Origin of the sequence: Enterobacter sp. DC4, assembly GCF_000568095.1 — a bacterium.
GTDB lineage: Bacteria > Pseudomonadota > Gammaproteobacteria > Enterobacterales > Enterobacteriaceae > Enterobacter > Enterobacter pseudoroggenkampii.
In genome coordinates this window covers 413270-427981 of sequence record NZ_AZUB01000005.1, presented here as the reverse complement: position 1 = coordinate 427981, position 14712 = coordinate 413270, and the positions used below count along the sequence as shown (strand labels likewise).

Here is a 14712-nt window from a genome sequence, read left to right as displayed (position 1 = left end):
AGCGGAGCTTATAAAAATAAAGCCCGGTGGCGCTAGCGCTTACCGGGCCTACGGGTGACGTTATTCTGCTTCTTTAACTTTTTTGACGTTTACGTCCATCTGCGGGTACGGGAAGCTGATGCCGTTGGCGTCGAAGTCGCGCTTAATGCGTTCCAGCACGTCCCAGTACACGTTTTGCAGATCGCTGCTCTTGCTCCAGATGCGCACCACGAAGTTAATGGAGGACGCGCCCAGTTCGTTCAGGCGAACCGTCTGCTCTTTGTCTTTCAGAATGCGATCGTCTGAAGCAATGATGTTGCTAATCAGCGACTTCACCTGATCAATATCGGAGTCGTACGCCACGCTGATAATCAGCTCATTACGACGCACCGGCTCACGGGAGAAGTTAATGATGTTGCCCGCGATGATTTTCCCGTTCGGCACGACCACGATGCGGCCATCGACGGTACGCATGGTCGTTGAGAAAATCTGCACCTGCAACACGGTTCCGGCAATGCCGCCAAGGTCAACGTATTCGCCGGAGCGGAACGGACGGAAGGTGACCAGCAAAACGCCTGCCGCCAGGTTTGAAAGCGAGCCCTGCAGCGCCAGACCAATGGCCAGACCGGCGGCACCGAGAACGGCAATGACGGAGGCGGTCTGCACGCCCACGCGGCCCAGCGCCGCAATCAGCGTAAAGGCGATAATGCCGTAGCGCACCAGTGCGGAGAGGAAGTCAGCCACCGTGGCGTCAATGTGACGGGCCAGCATGACGCGGTTAACCGCGTTCGATACGATACGCGCCACGATCATCCCGACGATGATGATGGCAATCGCCGCGACGATGTTCACGGCATAGCTCAGCAGCAGCGCCTGGTTACGCACCAGCCAGTTACCGGCGTTATTGATGCTGTCTACAACATCGAGTTGTTCCATTTATTCTTCCTTTTGTTAAACCAAAACACAAAATCCATCCCCCATGGAGACAGGCAGGTCCGTAAAGGGTAAACAAAAAGCGCAAGTATTGCCAAACAGATCACAAAAACCGGTCCGGCAGGGTATTGAAAAAGCATAAAAAAAGGCCCGCATTTGCGGGCCTTCTGATGCTGTTAGCAGCTCAAATTACAGAACGTCGATCGCGTTCAGTTCTTTGAAAGCCTGCTCCAGACGGGTCACCATGGACGTCTGGGCAGCGCGCAGCCATACGCGTGGATCGTAGTATTTCTTGTTCGGCTGGTCTTCGCCTTTCGGGTTGCCCAGCTGGCCCTGCAGGTAAGCTTCGTTCGCTTTGTAGTACTGCAGGATACCGTCCCATGTTGCCCACTGGGTGTCGGTATCGATGTTCATTTTCACTACGCCGTAGCTTACGGAGTCTTTGATTTCCTGAGCAGAAGAACCGGAACCGCCGTGGAAGACGAAGTTCAGGCTGTTGTGCGGCAGGTTGTGTTTCTTGGAAACGTATTCCTGAGAATCACGCAGGATGGTTGGGGTCAGAACCACGTTGCCTGGTTTGTAAACGCCGTGTACGTTACCGAAGGACGCTGCAATGGTGAAGCGTGGGCTGATTTTGCTCAGCTCGGTGTAAGCGTAATCAACGTCTTCTGGCTGGGTGTACAGTGCAGAAGCGTCCATGTGGCTGTTGTCCACGCCGTCTTCTTCACCACCGGTGCAACCCAGTTCGATTTCCAGGGTCATGTCCATTTTGGCCATGCGCGCCAGGTACTTAGAGCAGATTTCGATGTTTTCGTGCAGTGACTCTTCAGACAGGTCGATCATGTGAGAAGAGAACAGTGGCTTACCGGTTGCCGCGAAGTGTTTTTCACCCGCGTCCAGCAGACCGTCGATCCACGGCAGCAGTTTCTTCGCGCAGTGGTCAGTGTGCAGGATAACTGGAACACCGTAGTGCTCAGCCATCTGGTGAACGTGGTGCGCACCAGAGATAGCGCCCAGGATTGCAGCACCCTGAGGAATGTCAGTTTTCACGCCTTTACCTGCGATGAACGCAGCGCCGCCGTTAGAGAACTGAACGATAACTGGAGCTTTAACTTTAGCAGCAGTTTCCAGTACGGCGTTGATGGAGTCGGTACCCACGCAGTTAACTGCTGGCAGAGCGAAGTTGTTTTCTTTAGCTACCTGGAACACTTTCTGTACGTCATCACCAGTGATAACGCCAGGTTTTACGAAATCAAAAATTTTAGACATGTTGCTTAGTCCTGTATCTTCGGCCGTTAGAAAAGGTGCGAGCTCTTAAAAGCGCGCTGAAAATTGGGCAGGTTTCCCTGCCCTTGAATGGCTTACTTCTTAGCGCGCTCTTCGAGCATTGCTACTGCTGGCAGTACTTTGCCTTCCACGAATTCGAGGAATGCGCCGCCACCAGTGGAGATGTAGGAGATCTTGTCAGCGATACCGAACAGGTCGATTGCTGCCAGGGTGTCACCACCGCCTGCGATAGAGAACGCTTCGCTGTCTGCGATAGCGTTAGCAACGATTTCAGTCCCTTTGCGGAAGTTCGGGAATTCGAACACGCCTACCGGACCGTTCCACAGGATAGTTTTTGCATTTTTGAGGATTTCAGCCAGTTTCTGTGCAGAAACGTCGCCCAGGTCCAGAATCTGCTCTTCATCTTTGATGTCGTTTACAGACTTCAGAGTCGCGGTTGCGGTTTCGGAGAACTCGGTCGCGACGCGAACGTCAGTTGGAACCGGGATATCGCAGGTGCTCAGCAGGCGTTTGGCTTCGTCAACCAGGTCTGCTTCGTACAGGGATTTACCCACGTTGTGGCCCTGAGCGGCAACGAAGGTGTTCGCGATACCACCGCCAACGATCAGCTGGTCAGCGATTTTAGACAGAGAATCCAGAACGGTCAGTTTGGTAGAAACTTTAGAACCACCAACGATAGCCACCATTGGACGAGCAGGTTCTTTCAGTGCTTTACCCAGCGCTTCCAGTTCGTCAGCCAGCAGAGGACCGGCACACGCTACGTCTGCGAATTTACCGATACCGTGGGTTGACGCCTGCGCGCGGTGAGCCGTACCGAAGGCATCCATCACGAATACGTCGCACAGTGCAGCATATTTTTTGGACAGGGTTTCGTCGTCTTTCTTTTCGCCTTTGTTGAAGCGAACGTTTTCCAGAACAACCAGTTCACCGGCTGCAACGTCAACGCCGTCCAGATAATCTTTCACCAGGCGAACCGGGTTGGACAGTTTGTCTTTCAGGTAATTAACCACTGGCAGCAGAGAGAACTCTTCGTTGTACTCGCCTTCAGTTGGACGACCCAGGTGGGAGGTGACCATCACTTTCGCGCCCTGCTTCAGAGCCAGTTCGATGGTTGGCAGAGATGCTCGGATACGCGCGTCGCTGGTCACTTTGCCATCTTTAACCGGTACGTTCAGATCGGCACGGATGAAAACGCGTTTACCAGCCAGATCCAGATCGGTCATCTTAATTACAGACATGGTGAATCCTCTCGTTGATTCTTAAAGTTTTGCAGACGCACAATGCGTCTTACCTGAAACCTTGAGCGGCCATTGCTAACGTGGTGTCGAGCATTCGGTTAGCAAAGCCCCATTCGTTATCACACCAGACCAGCGTCTTGATAAGGTGTGCACCACTAACCCTCGTTTGCGTGCCATCAACGATGGCGCTGTGCGGGTCGTGGTTAAAATCTACTGAGACCAACGGTAATTCCGTATAGTCAACTATACCATGAAATGCCCCCTGTGCCGCTTTTTGCAGCAACAGGTTGACTTCACAGGCTTTTACCGGTTTTTTCACCGTCACGCTAAGGTCGATTGCAGTGACGTTAATCGTTGGAACACGCACGGCAATCGCTTCAAACCGGTCATTAAACTGCGGAAAAATTCGGGTGATCCCTGCCGCCAGTTTCGTATCCACCGGAATGATTGACTGGCTCGCCGCGCGAGTGCGTCGTAAATCCGGATGGTAGGCGTCGATAACCTGCTGATCGTGCATGGCGGAGTGAATCGTGGTCACGGTGCCGGATTCAATGCCATACGCATCGTCTAACAGTTTGATGACCGGAATAATGCAGTTGGTGGTACAGGAGGCGTTGGAAACAATGCGGTGTTCGGCCTGCAGCTCATGCTGGTTGACGCCAAACACGACAGTCGCGTCGAGGTCGTTACTGCCGGGATGAGAAAACAGGACTTTTTTCGCGCCGGCAGCCAGATGCGCTTCGCCATGTTCGCGGTTGCCGTAGACACCGGTACAGTCAAGCACCACATCCACACCCAGTTCACGCCAGGGTAGCCCGGAGATGCTGTTCTCATGCAGCACACGAATAGCGTCGTCACCCACAAAGAGCTGATCTCTTTCCTGGCGCACATCCCAGGCAAATCGTCCGTGGCTGGTGTCGTATTTCAACAAATGCGCCATGCCCGTAGCATCCGCCAGTTCATTGATTGCCACCACGGTTATTTCCGCCCGACGTCCGGATTCATACAAAGCACGAACCACATTACGTCCGATGCGACCGAAGCCATTAATCGCTACGCGTACGGTCATAGATCTCCTGCAAAGCAATCCCTGAGTTTGAGGTGGCTGAAAGAGTAATCCAGCTACGCCCGAAGGGGAATCCTTGCTGTCACAAACTGCGATTGATTGGTCAATTGTCGAACATTTAATCGACTGAAACGCTTCAGCAAGAATAAGCGAATCGGGGAATAAAAGGAATGTCTGTCCAGATGAATAAGCGAGCTATATGACTTGCGTCACATTTTAGGTGGAATAATTTACGGCGAGGTAAAAGCAAAACGGTAACCGAGAGGTTACCGTTTTTAGTGTTTGCACCCTCTCCCAGTGGGAGAGGGCTGGGGTGAGGGCATCAGCCCGCACCGTACAAACGATTACAGCAGTTCTTTCGCTTTCGCGACAACGTTCTCAACGGTGAAGCCGAATTCTTCGAACAGCTGCTCTGCCGGAGCAGACTCACCGAAGGTGGTCATACCGACGATAGCGCCGTTCAGGCCCACGTATTTGAACCAGTAGTCAGCGATACCCGCTTCCACTGCCACGCGAGCGGAAACCGCTTTAGGCAGCACGGATTCACGGTAAGCGGCATCCTGCTTGTCAAACGCGTCGGTAGACGGCATGGAGACCACGCGCGCCTTCACGCCTTCGGCAGTCAGTTTTTCCCACGCTGCCACAGCCAGTTCAACTTCAGAACCGGTGGCGATGAAGATCAGCTCTGGCTGGCCCGCGCTATCTTTCAGCACGTAACCACCGCGAGCGATGTTCGCCAGCTGCTCAGGGGTACGCTCCTGCTGCGCCAGGTTCTGACGGGAGAGGATCAGCGCGGTTGGACCGTCCTGACGCTCAACGCCGTATTTCCACGCTACCGCGGATTCAACCTGGTCACACGGACGCCATGTGCTCATGTTCGGGGTCACGCGCAGGGAAGCCACCTGCTCTACCGGCTGGTGAGTTGGACCGTCTTCGCCCAGACCGATGGAGTCGTGGGTGTAGACCATCACCTGACGCTGTTTCATCAGCGCGGCCATACGCACGGCGTTACGTGCATATTCAACGAACATCAGGAAGGTAGAGGTGTACGGCAAGAAACCACCGTGCAGGGAGATACCGTTGGCAATCGCAGTCATACCGAATTCACGTACACCGTAATGGATGTAGTTACCGGCAGTATCTTCGTTGATTGGCTTAGAACCGGACCACAGGGTCAGGTTAGATGGCGCCAGGTCAGCGGAGCCGCCGAGGAATTCAGGCAGCAGAGGACCGAACGCTTCAATCGCATTCTGAGACGCTTTACGGCTCGCGATTTTAGACGGGTTCGCCTGCAGCTTAGCGATGAACTCGTTCGCTTTCGCGTCGAAGTCAGACGGCATGTCGCCTTTCATACGACGGGTGAATTCAGCCGCTTCCTGCGGGAACGCTTTCGCGTAAGCAGCGAACTTCTCGTTCCAGGCCGCTTCTTTCGCCTGGCCCACTTCTTTTGCATCCCACTGAGCGTAGATCTCAGATGGGATTTCGAATGCAGGGTGTTTCCAGCCCAGCGCTTCGCGGGTCAGTGCGATTTCCGCGTCGCCCAGCGGCGCGCCGTGGGAGTCGTGCGTACCCGCTTTGTTCGGCGAACCGAAGCCGATGATGGTTTTGCACATCAGCAGGGACGGCTTGTCCGTCACCGCGCGCGCTTCTTCTACTGCACGTTTAATCGAGTCAGCATCGTGGCCATCAACGCCACGCACAACGTGCCAGCCGTAGGCTTCGAAACGTTTAGCGGTGTCGTCGGTGAACCAGCCTTCAACGTGACCGTCGATGGAGATACCGTTGTCGTCATAGAACGCAACCAGTTTGCCCAGCTTCAGGGTACCTGCCAGGGAGCACACTTCGTGAGAAATGCCTTCCATCATGCAGCCGTCGCCCATGAACGCATAGGTGAAGTGGTCAACGATGTCGTGACCAGGACGGTTGAACTGCGCCGCCAGCGTCTTCTCAGCAATCGCCATACCCACAGCGTTAGCAATACCCTGACCCAGCGGACCGGTGGTGGTTTCTACGCCAGCGGTGTAGCCCACTTCCGGGTGACCTGGAGTTTTAGAGTGCAGCTGACGGAAGTTTTTCAGCTCTTCAATTGGCAGATCGTAGCCGGTGAGGTGCAGCAGGCTATAGATCAGCATAGAGCCGTGGCCGTTAGACAGTACGAAACGGTCGCGGTCAGCCCATGACGGGTTCTGCGGGTTGTGGTTCAGGAAATCGCGCCACAGGACTTCGGCGATATCAGCCATACCCATAGGGGCCCCTGGGTGGCCGGATTTGGCTTTCTGTACTGCGTCCATGCTCAGCGCACGAATAGCATTAGCAAGCTCTTTACGTGAGGACATTTTAACTCCAGATCGGACTGTTAAAGGCCATGCCCTTGACGACAGCGCGTTTTGGGCTACGCCGGAAAAAAGTGCCAACAATGTAACCCAAGCGGCATGCCATGTACATGGACCATTCTTTTGCAGCTTAAGAAATCTCTGGATCATGCTCGCATGTTGCGCAATCTACTCGCCCGGCCCTGTAGATATTCCTTATACTTAGCGCGACACCGGCTTCGCTGACGGTGCACTTTTCGGATTTTATTCAGATTAACGAGTACGGAAGCAACCTCATGAAAATGCGTGCAATAGTGCTGGCCCTGGGTACAACGCTCCTGCTGAGCGGCTGTCAGAATATGGATTCTAACGGCCTGATGACCTCAGGCGCAGAGGCCTTTCAGGCCTATTCCCTGAGCGATGCGCAGGTAAAAGCGCTGAGCGACCAGGCCTGTAAAGATATGGACGGAAAAGCCACGCTTGCGCCGGCTAACAGTACCTACACGCAGCGTCTGGATAAGATTGCTTCTGCGCTGGGCGATAACATCAACGGCCAGCCGGTGAACTACAAGGTGTACATGGCGAAAGACGTGAACGCCTTCGCGATGGCGAACGGCTGCATCCGCGTCTATAGCGGGCTGATGGACATGATGACCGACAACGAAGTGGAAGCGGTCATCGGCCATGAAATGGGCCACGTTGCCCTGGGCCACGTGAAGAAAGGGATGCAGGTTGCTTTAGGCACCAACGCCATCCGCGCAGCGGCGGCCTCAGCGGGCGGTATCGTTGGCAGCCTGTCGCAGTCGCAGCTTGGCGACGTAGGTGAAAAGCTGGTTAACTCCCAGTTCTCCCAGCGCCAGGAGTCCGAAGCGGATGATTACTCCTACGATCTGTTGCGCAAACGCGGCATTAATCCATCAGGTTTAGCCACCAGCTTTGAAAAACTGGCCAAACTGGAAGCGGGACGTCAAAGCTCCATGTTTGACGATCACCCAGCCTCAGAAGAGCGCGCACAGCATATTCGCGACCGTATGGCTGCAGACGGAATTAAATAATTTCAGAAGGAGGCAGTTTTGCCTCCTTTTTATTTCGCATGAATTGTTAACTTAACAGCACATATCGATAACACCCCTGCAAGCCCCGCCAAATCTACGTTATCATATTGAAATGTCTGGTCACATAATTATTGCAAAGGTCACTTTTTCCGGTAATTATCACTTCCGCAGTTATTCAAATTAATATATCCAGACAGAGACGTTCCCTCCGTGAAAAAAGAATTATCATTAATTGCTTTAAGTTTATTTGCCGCATTACCTGCCGCTGCAAGCCAGCAATCCGACAGTCAGGGTTTTATTGACGACAGCCATCTGGATCTGTTTTTACGCAATGCCTATATCAGCCGCGACTACCATCAGGGCCAGCAGGACAAAGCCGAATGGGGTCAGGGGATCATCGCCACGTTTGCATCCGGCTATACCGAAGGGCTGGTGGGCTTTGGTGTGGACGGTATTGCTCAATACGGCGTGCGCCTGGACGGCGGCCGGGGCAAAAGCGGCGCAGGCGGCATCGACTTCTTTAAACAGGAAGATGATGGCCGGGCAAAATCCGATCTGGCAAAGTTTGGCGCAACCGCCAAAATGCGCATATCGAACACCGTGCTGAGCTACGGGAATCAGCGTCCTGAGCTGCCTATCATCAATGCCGACAGCTCCCGCCTGCTGTTTGAAAGCTACACCGGCGCTATGTTGACCTCAAAAGAGCTCGACGGTCTGGAAATCAACGCCGGTTACTTCACCGACGAGCAGCGTAAAAGCGATGACCGCCACGACAGCGGGCTGAAGAGCCTCTCCTTCGGCGGCGCAAGCTACCAGTTCAACGACCAGTTCAGCGGCGCGCTGTACGCCTCTCATAATGAAGAGGTGATGAACAAGCAGTATCTGGGCCTGAACTTCAAACAGCCGTTCAGCACCGGGCAGCAGTTGGTGCTCGACTTCAACGGCTATAACTCCCGTCTGGACCAGGGTTACGCTGACAGCCTCGAGACGGGCCGCAGCAACACCATCTGGAGCCTGGCGGCGAGCTACATCTGGGATATTCACACGTTCAAAGTGGCCTACCAGCAGAGCAGCGGCAGCACCGGCTACAACTATGGCGGCTATCGCGACCAGGGCGGCGTGGGTGACGGCGGTAACACCATCTGGCTGGCGAACTCCTACTGGTCTGATTTTAACGGCGAAGATGAACGTTCCTGGCAGGCATCCTACGGTCTGGACTTTGGCGGCCTTGGTTTACCGGGCCTGAGCTGGACCACCGCCTACGTGCGCGGCGATAACATCAAAACCGCTGAAACCAGCAACGGTAAAGAGCACGAGTGGTTTAACCAGATCCAGTACCAGGTGCAGGATGGCCCGGCGAAGGATCTGAAACTGAAACTGCGCTACTCCGTGCTGCGCGTCTCAAGCAACGCCAGCGACTATAACGTGGGCGGGGACGAAATCCGCGCTTACGTGGAATACCCGATTAACGTGTTCTAAAGGCAATAAAAAACCTCTCCAGGGAGAGGTTTTTTTCACGCCAGGAGAGGCTTATTCGCCTTTTTTGGCAGCCTGGATGTAGAGCATTTCCAGTGCCAGGGTCGCTGCGGCCAGCGCAGTGATTTCGGACTGGTCATACGCAGGCGCCACTTCCACCACGTCCATCCCGACAATGTTCAGATCCTTCAGGCCGCGCACCAGCTTGATAGCGCGGTCTGAGGTCAGGCCGCCGATCACCGGCGTACCGGTACCCGGTGCAAATGCCGGATCCAGGCAGTCGATGTCGAAGGTCAGATACACAGGCATATCACCCACGATCTGCTTCACCTGCGCGAGGATGTCATCTACGCCGCGATCGTTAACCTGACCCGCATCCAGCACGGTGAAACCGTTGTCCTTGTCGAACTCGGTGCGAATACCGATCTGCACGGAGTGGTTCGGGTCGATCAGACCTTCGTTCGGCGCGGTGAAGAACATGGTGCCGTGGTCAAACTCACAGCCGTTCGCGTAGGTGTCGGTATGCGCATCAAAGTGTACCAGCGCCATTTTACCGAAGTGCTTGGCATGGGCACGCAGCAGCGGCAGGGTCACGAAGTGGTCGCCGCCGAAGGAGAGCATGCGCTTACCGGCAGCCAGCAGCTTCTCGGCGTGCGCCTGCAGCTTTTCGCTCATCTCACGCGCGTCACCAAAGGCATACACCAGGTCACCGCAGTCCACCACGTTCAGGCGCTCGCGCATGTCGAAGTTCCACGGGAAGCGGTTATGCTCCCAGGCCAGATTAGTGGAAACCTGACGAATCGCCGCCGGGCCGTGACGACCACCCGCACGGCCAGATGTTGCCATATCGAACGGCACGCCAGTGATCACCCAGTCCGCGTCGCTGTCGTACGGCTGGAAGTTCATTGGAAGGCGTAAAAAACCAAACGCGTTAGATACCAGAGAGTTATCGTACTGATGACCTAAAGTGCTCATGTCCTGACCTCTTTTAAAGTCGATACATTAAAAACAGATGAAAAAAAATCCCCTCCGCGTCGTTAAACCCGACGAGGAAGGGATTGATTCGTAAATCGCTTATTGGGGCGAATTATCGCCGGTAATGCATACGGGTTCAAGTGAGTATAGGGCATTGTGCGGACTGATGCCCTCACCCCGCCCCTCTCCCACAGGGAGAGGGAGGTTTTCCTACTCGTCTTCCAGGTAGGTGTACCCGTACAGACCCGCTTCAAACTCTTCCAGGAACTGCTGCTGCAGCGCATCGTCCAGCCCGGTGTTTTTCACCTGGTCGCGGAACTGCGTCAGCAGGGTTTTCGGATCCAGCTGAACGTATTCCAGCATGTCCGCCACGGTATCCCCTTCGTCAGACAGCTCAACTTCCACGCTGCCGTCAGGGAAGACAAACACGTCAACCGCCTCGGTATCACCGAACAGGTTGTGCATGTTGCCGAGGATCTCCTGATACGCGCCGACCATAAAGAAGCCCAGCATCGGCGGGTTCTCCGGGTCGTACTCCGGCATTGGCATCGTCGTTGCGATACCGTCGCCGTCAACGTAGTGGTCGATAGCACCGTCGGAGTCACAGGTGATGTCCAGCAGCACCGCGCGACGTTCCGGGGCGTGGTTCAGCCCTTCCAGCGGCAGAACCGGGAACAGCTGGTCGATACCCCAGGCATCCGGCATTGACTGGAACAGCGAGAAGTTGACGTAAATCTTATCCGCCATACGCTCCTGCAGCTCGTCGATAATCGGACGGTGCGCACGGTTGCTCGGGTCGAGCTGTTTCTGCACTTCATGGCACATGTTCAGATAGAGCTGCTCCGCCCACGCGCGCTCCTGCAGGCTGAAGGTGCCTGAGGAATACCCCACGTGGATGTCATGCAGGTCCATCTGGCTGTCGTGCAGCCATTCGCGCAGGGAACGACGCGTGCCCGGCTCGTGCATTTCCTGCCAGGTTTCCCACATGCTTTGCAGGGAACGCGGGGCATCGTCTGCCGGAGGCGTCGCTTCGGTGATTTCGCTACGCTCAACGCCGATGATGTTAGAGACCAGCACCGTATGGTGCGCGGTGACCGCGCGGCCGGATTCGGTGATTACCGTCGGGTGCGGCAGGCCGTTCTCTTCACAGGCATCGCCGATCGCCCAGATGATATTGTTCGCGTATTCGTTCAGGCCGTAGTTCACGGAGCAGTCCGACTGCGAGCGGGTCCCTTCGTAGTCCACGCCCAGGCCGCCGCCCACGTCGAAGCACTGAATGTTCACGCCAAGCTTGTGCAGCTCAACGTAGAACCGCGCGGATTCACGCACGCCGGTGGCGATGTCGCGAATGTTGGCCATCTGCGAGCCGAGGTGGAAGTGCAGCAGCTGAATGCTGTCGAGACGACCGCGCTCGCGCAGGATTTCCACCAGCTGCAGCACCTGGTTCGCCGCCAGGCCGAACTTGGATTTTTCGCCGCCGGAGGACTGCCATTTACCGGAACCCTGTGACGCCAGACGCGCACGCACGCCAAGGCGTGGCACCACGTTCAGACGCTCGGCCTCTTCCAGCACGATGGCGATTTCGGTCATCTTTTCGATAACCAGATAGACCTTGTGGCCCATCTTCTCGCCAATCAGTGCCAGACGAATGTATTCACGGTCTTTATAGCCGTTACAGACGATCACCGAACGGGTCATGCCCGCATGCGCCAGAACCGCCATCAGCTCCGCTTTGGAGCCAGCTTCCAGCCCCAGCGGCTCGCCGGAGTGGATCAGGGATTCAATCACGCGGCGGTGCTGGTTTACCTTGATTGGGTAAACCAGGAAGTAGTCGCCTTTATAGCCGTAGGACTCACGCGCGCGCTTGAAGGCGGCGTTAATAGAACGCAGGCGATGTTGCAGGATCTGCGGGAAGCAGAACAGTGCAGGCAAACGCTGGCCCTGAGCTTCACGGGCTTTCACCAGTTTAGCAAGGTCCACGCGCGCTTCAGGGACGTCCGGATCCGGGCAGACACTGATGTGGCCCAGTTCGTTGACGTCGTAGTAGTTATTGCCCCACCAGGCAATATTGTAAGTGCGCAGCATCTTGCTGGCTTCCTCGGAGCTCATCGCAACCTCCTGCATAGAACGTAGTACACCCTGTTCGCCCGCTGACGAAGGCGAAAAAGAAGACATGTCGTCAGACATAGCGAACCTCAACTCTTTGTATTAAGTGTAAAACAGTTGACTACTATCGCAGCGTTATACGGCGATAACAACCCATAAACGGCTCCGTTTCCCAGCAGAGTATGCTGAAATCCAGACCGTGCGACCGGTTTCTTATTCATATCATTGTAAAACACGTATCCGAACTCTGTATGACAAGGTTCGGCGAAACCACGAGAAAACTCTTGTATTAACAAGAGCGCCCTTGTTCAGTTTTCACAAAGCGTGACCGGCCCTGGAATCCTGAGAAGCGCCGAGATGGGTATAACATCGGCAGGTTTGCAGACTAGAAATGCGGGTTGCGGGAATCAAATACGCGCCAGAACGGCTGCGCTGAATTAGCGGAAAACGATGGTTCATTATCTCGTATCACCTCCACGGCCGCCTCTGCTGAAACGGACCCCAAGCCAAAGCTAAAAGTTCACTGCTTAACCCGGCTGGAAGTGGCGACACGATGAGTTCATCGAGCGCTTATTTTATATGAGCCGCGCGCCGCGTTTTATACCGAGAAGGGGGCTAAAAAGCAAAACAAAAATGCGCGTGTTGCCGGGGCCGTCAGGAATTATTGCCAGCAGCAATTTCAACTGAGTGAGAGGTTAGTCAAAAAAAACTGGAAATCGGGCGAAGAAGTGACCTAAAATAGCCATCCAGATGTTAATCCATCTATACTGATTAACACTCATACTGCCAGTGTCAAAAACCTGCAGGCCTTGGTAGAATTATCTCCTTTGGCTATTCCACACAGCAGCTTGAGCTAACCAAATTCCTCTTAGGTGAAATAAAACATGGCAAAACACCTGTTTACGTCCGAGTCCGTATCAGAAGGACATCCTGATAAAATTGCTGACCAAATCTCCGATGCGGTGCTGGATGCGATCCTGGCGCAGGATCCAAAAGCGCGCGTCGCGTGTGAAACCTATGTCAAAACCGGCATGGTTCTGGTTGGCGGTGAGATTACCACCAGCGCATGGGTTGATATCGAAGAGATCACCCGTAACACGGTGCGTGAGATCGGCTATGTGCATTCTGATATGGGCTTTGATGCCAACTCCTGCGCGGTACTGAGCGCGATTGGCAAACAGTCTCCAGACATCAACCAGGGCGTTGACCGTGCCGATCCGCTGGAACAGGGCGCGGGTGACCAGGGTCTGATGTTCGGCTATGCAACCAACGAAACCGACGTGCTGATGCCAGCACCGGTCACCTACGCACACCGTCTGGTGCAGCGTCAGGCTGAAGTGCGTAAGAACGGCACCCTGCCGTGGCTGCGTCCGGATGCAAAAAGCCAGGTCACCTTCCAGTATGACGACGGCAAAATCGTTGGGATTGACGCGGTAGTGCTTTCTACTCAACACTCCGAAGATATCGATCAGAAATCCCTGCAGGAAGCAGTGATGGAAGAGATCATCAAGCCGGTTCTGCCGACCGAATGGCTGAGCTCTGCGACCAAATTCTTCATCAACCCAACCGGACGCTTCGTTATCGGCGGCCCAATGGGTGACTGCGGTCTGACCGGTCGTAAAATCATCGTTGATACCTACGGCGGCATGGCGCGTCACGGTGGCGGTGCGTTCTCCGGTAAAGATCCGTCTAAAGTTGACCGTTCTGCGGCGTACGCGGCACGTTATGTGGCGAAAAACATCGTTGCCGCCGGCCTGGCTGACCGCTGTGAGATCCAGGTTTCCTACGCTATCGGCGTGGCTGAACCAACCTCCATCATGGTTGAAACCTTCGGTACCGAGAAAGTGCCTTCAGAACAGCTGACGCTGCTGGTACGCGAGTTCTTCGACCTGCGTCCATACGGCCTGATTCAGATGCTGGATCTGCTGCACCCAATCTACAAAGAAACCGCAGCATACGGTCACTTTGGTCGTGAACATTTCCCATGGGAAAAAACCGACAAAGCCGCCCTGCTGCGTGAAGCTGCCGGTCTGAAGTAATCGACTGACATCGCTTTTAAAAGGCCAGCCTTCGGGCTGGCCTTTTTTGTCGGGTGGCGGTTATTTGGAACCGATTACACCGCAGCGGATATCTTCCGCTTTCAGAATATTCTCTTTGCCTGATCGCCTTTCTTCTGCTGTTACATTTCATTTCAGTTAAGTCCGAAATTCTAACAAACGCGATGCGCATCACCTCGTTTACCTCTATATTTTCAAAGCTTTAATTATTTTTACGGTTCCACGTTA

General features: G+C 54.7%; 12 protein-coding genes. 3 read left to right on the top strand and 9 right to left on the bottom strand.

The genetic code is table 11. The features are described from left to right. Positions 1-60: 60 nt before the first annotated feature. The 5 genes from mscS to tkt all read right to left on the bottom strand — a co-directional run bounded on the left by mscS (position 61) and on the right by tkt (position 6839). Complete coding sequence (mscS, locus tag P349_RS07475; RefSeq protein ID WP_024906566.1) at positions 61-915, bottom strand: small-conductance mechanosensitive channel MscS; 855 nt, start codon at positions 913-915, stop codon at positions 61-63. A 186-nt stretch (positions 916-1101) separates the two neighbouring features. Beyond that, positions 1102-2181, bottom strand: coding sequence for a class II fructose-bisphosphate aldolase (gene fbaA, locus P349_RS07480; RefSeq protein WP_008499731.1), 1080 nt, complete (start codon positions 2179-2181; stop codon positions 1102-1104). A gap of 92 nt (positions 2182-2273) precedes the next feature. After that, positions 2274-3437, bottom strand: coding sequence for a phosphoglycerate kinase (gene pgk, locus P349_RS07485; protein WP_024906565.1), 1164 nt, complete (start codon positions 3435-3437; stop codon positions 2274-2276). 49 nt (positions 3438-3486) lie between these two features. Continuing rightward, complete coding sequence (epd, locus tag P349_RS07490; protein ID WP_023333324.1) at positions 3487-4506, bottom strand: erythrose-4-phosphate dehydrogenase; 1020 nt, start codon at positions 4504-4506, stop codon at positions 3487-3489. A 341-nt stretch (positions 4507-4847) separates the two neighbouring features. Beyond that, positions 4848-6839, bottom strand: coding sequence for a transketolase (gene tkt, locus P349_RS07495; protein WP_032650139.1), 1992 nt, complete (start codon positions 6837-6839; stop codon positions 4848-4850). A gap of 272 nt (positions 6840-7111) precedes the next feature. On the opposite strand from tkt, the gene P349_RS07500 reads away from it, so the two are divergent. Together P349_RS07500 and P349_RS07505 are read left to right on the top strand one after the other, a co-directional pair. Further along, on the top strand, positions 7112-7870 hold the full coding sequence (locus P349_RS07500) for a M48 family metallopeptidase (protein ID WP_032650140.1): 759 nt from the start codon (positions 7112-7114) through the stop codon (positions 7868-7870). Positions 7871-8080: 210 nt separating this feature from the next. Next, a complete protein-coding gene (locus P349_RS07505) occupies positions 8081-9349 on the top strand; it encodes an OprD family outer membrane porin (protein ID WP_032650141.1) in 1269 nt (422 codons plus the stop codon). Positions 9350-9400: 51 nt separating this feature from the next. On the opposite strand, the gene speB is transcribed toward P349_RS07505, so the two are convergent. From speB to P349_RS27070, 4 genes are all read right to left on the bottom strand, one after another. Beyond that, positions 9401-10321 (bottom strand): agmatinase, encoded by a 921-nt coding sequence (speB, locus tag P349_RS07510; RefSeq protein ID WP_008499737.1) that lies wholly within the window; start codon positions 10319-10321, stop codon positions 9401-9403. A 210-nt stretch (positions 10322-10531) separates the two neighbouring features. Continuing rightward, positions 10532-12508, bottom strand: coding sequence for a biosynthetic arginine decarboxylase (speA, locus tag P349_RS07515; RefSeq protein ID WP_024906561.1), 1977 nt, complete (start codon positions 12506-12508; stop codon positions 10532-10534). 8 nt (positions 12509-12516) lie between these two features. Then, entirely contained in the window at positions 12517-12648 is a 132-nt protein-coding gene (gene yqgB, locus P349_RS25630) for an acid stress response protein YqgB (RefSeq protein ID WP_127312443.1), read from the bottom strand. Between the two features lie 94 nt (positions 12649-12742). Beyond that, complete coding sequence (locus tag P349_RS27070) at positions 12743-12886, bottom strand: hypothetical protein (protein WP_419716730.1); 144 nt, start codon at positions 12884-12886, stop codon at positions 12743-12745. A 425-nt stretch (positions 12887-13311) separates the two neighbouring features. Between P349_RS27070 and metK the strand changes: the two genes are divergently transcribed. Next, the gene (metK, locus tag P349_RS07520; protein WP_010435443.1) at positions 13312-14466 is read left to right on the top strand and encodes a methionine adenosyltransferase; all 1155 of its coding nucleotides are present in this window, start codon (positions 13312-13314) and stop codon (positions 14464-14466) included. Positions 14467-14712 lie beyond the last annotated feature (246 nt).

Excerpts from the sequence above, each read along its gene's own strand:
- mscS (WP_024906566.1), bottom strand. The coding sequence starts at position 915 with ATGGAACAACTCGATGTTGTAGACAGCATCAATAACGCCGGTAACTGG.
- fbaA (WP_008499731.1), bottom strand. The coding sequence starts at position 2,181 with ATGTCTAAAATTTTTGATTTCGTAAAACCTGGCGTTATCACTGGTGAT.
- pgk (WP_024906565.1), bottom strand. The coding sequence starts at position 3,437 with ATGTCTGTAATTAAGATGACCGATCTGGATCTGGCTGGTAAACGCGTT.
- epd (WP_023333324.1), bottom strand. The coding sequence starts at position 4,506 with ATGACCGTACGCGTAGCGATTAATGGCTTCGGTCGCATCGGACGTAAT.
- tkt (WP_032650139.1), bottom strand. The coding sequence starts at position 6,839 with ATGTCCTCACGTAAAGAGCTTGCTAATGCTATTCGTGCGCTGAGCATG.
- P349_RS07500 (WP_032650140.1), top strand. The coding sequence starts at position 7,112 with ATGAAAATGCGTGCAATAGTGCTGGCCCTGGGTACAACGCTCCTGCTG.
- speB (WP_008499737.1), bottom strand. The coding sequence starts at position 10,321 with ATGAGCACTTTAGGTCATCAGTACGATAACTCTCTGGTATCTAACGCG.
- speA (WP_024906561.1), bottom strand. The coding sequence starts at position 12,508 with ATGTCTGACGACATGTCTTCTTTTTCGCCTTCGTCAGCGGGCGAACAG.
- yqgB (WP_127312443.1), bottom strand. The coding sequence starts at position 12,648 with ATGAATAAGAAACCGGTCGCACGGTCTGGATTTCAGCATACTCTGCTG.
- P349_RS27070 (WP_419716730.1), bottom strand. The coding sequence starts at position 12,886 with ATGAACCATCGTTTTCCGCTAATTCAGCGCAGCCGTTCTGGCGCGTAT.
- metK (WP_010435443.1), top strand. The coding sequence starts at position 13,312 with ATGGCAAAACACCTGTTTACGTCCGAGTCCGTATCAGAAGGACATCCT.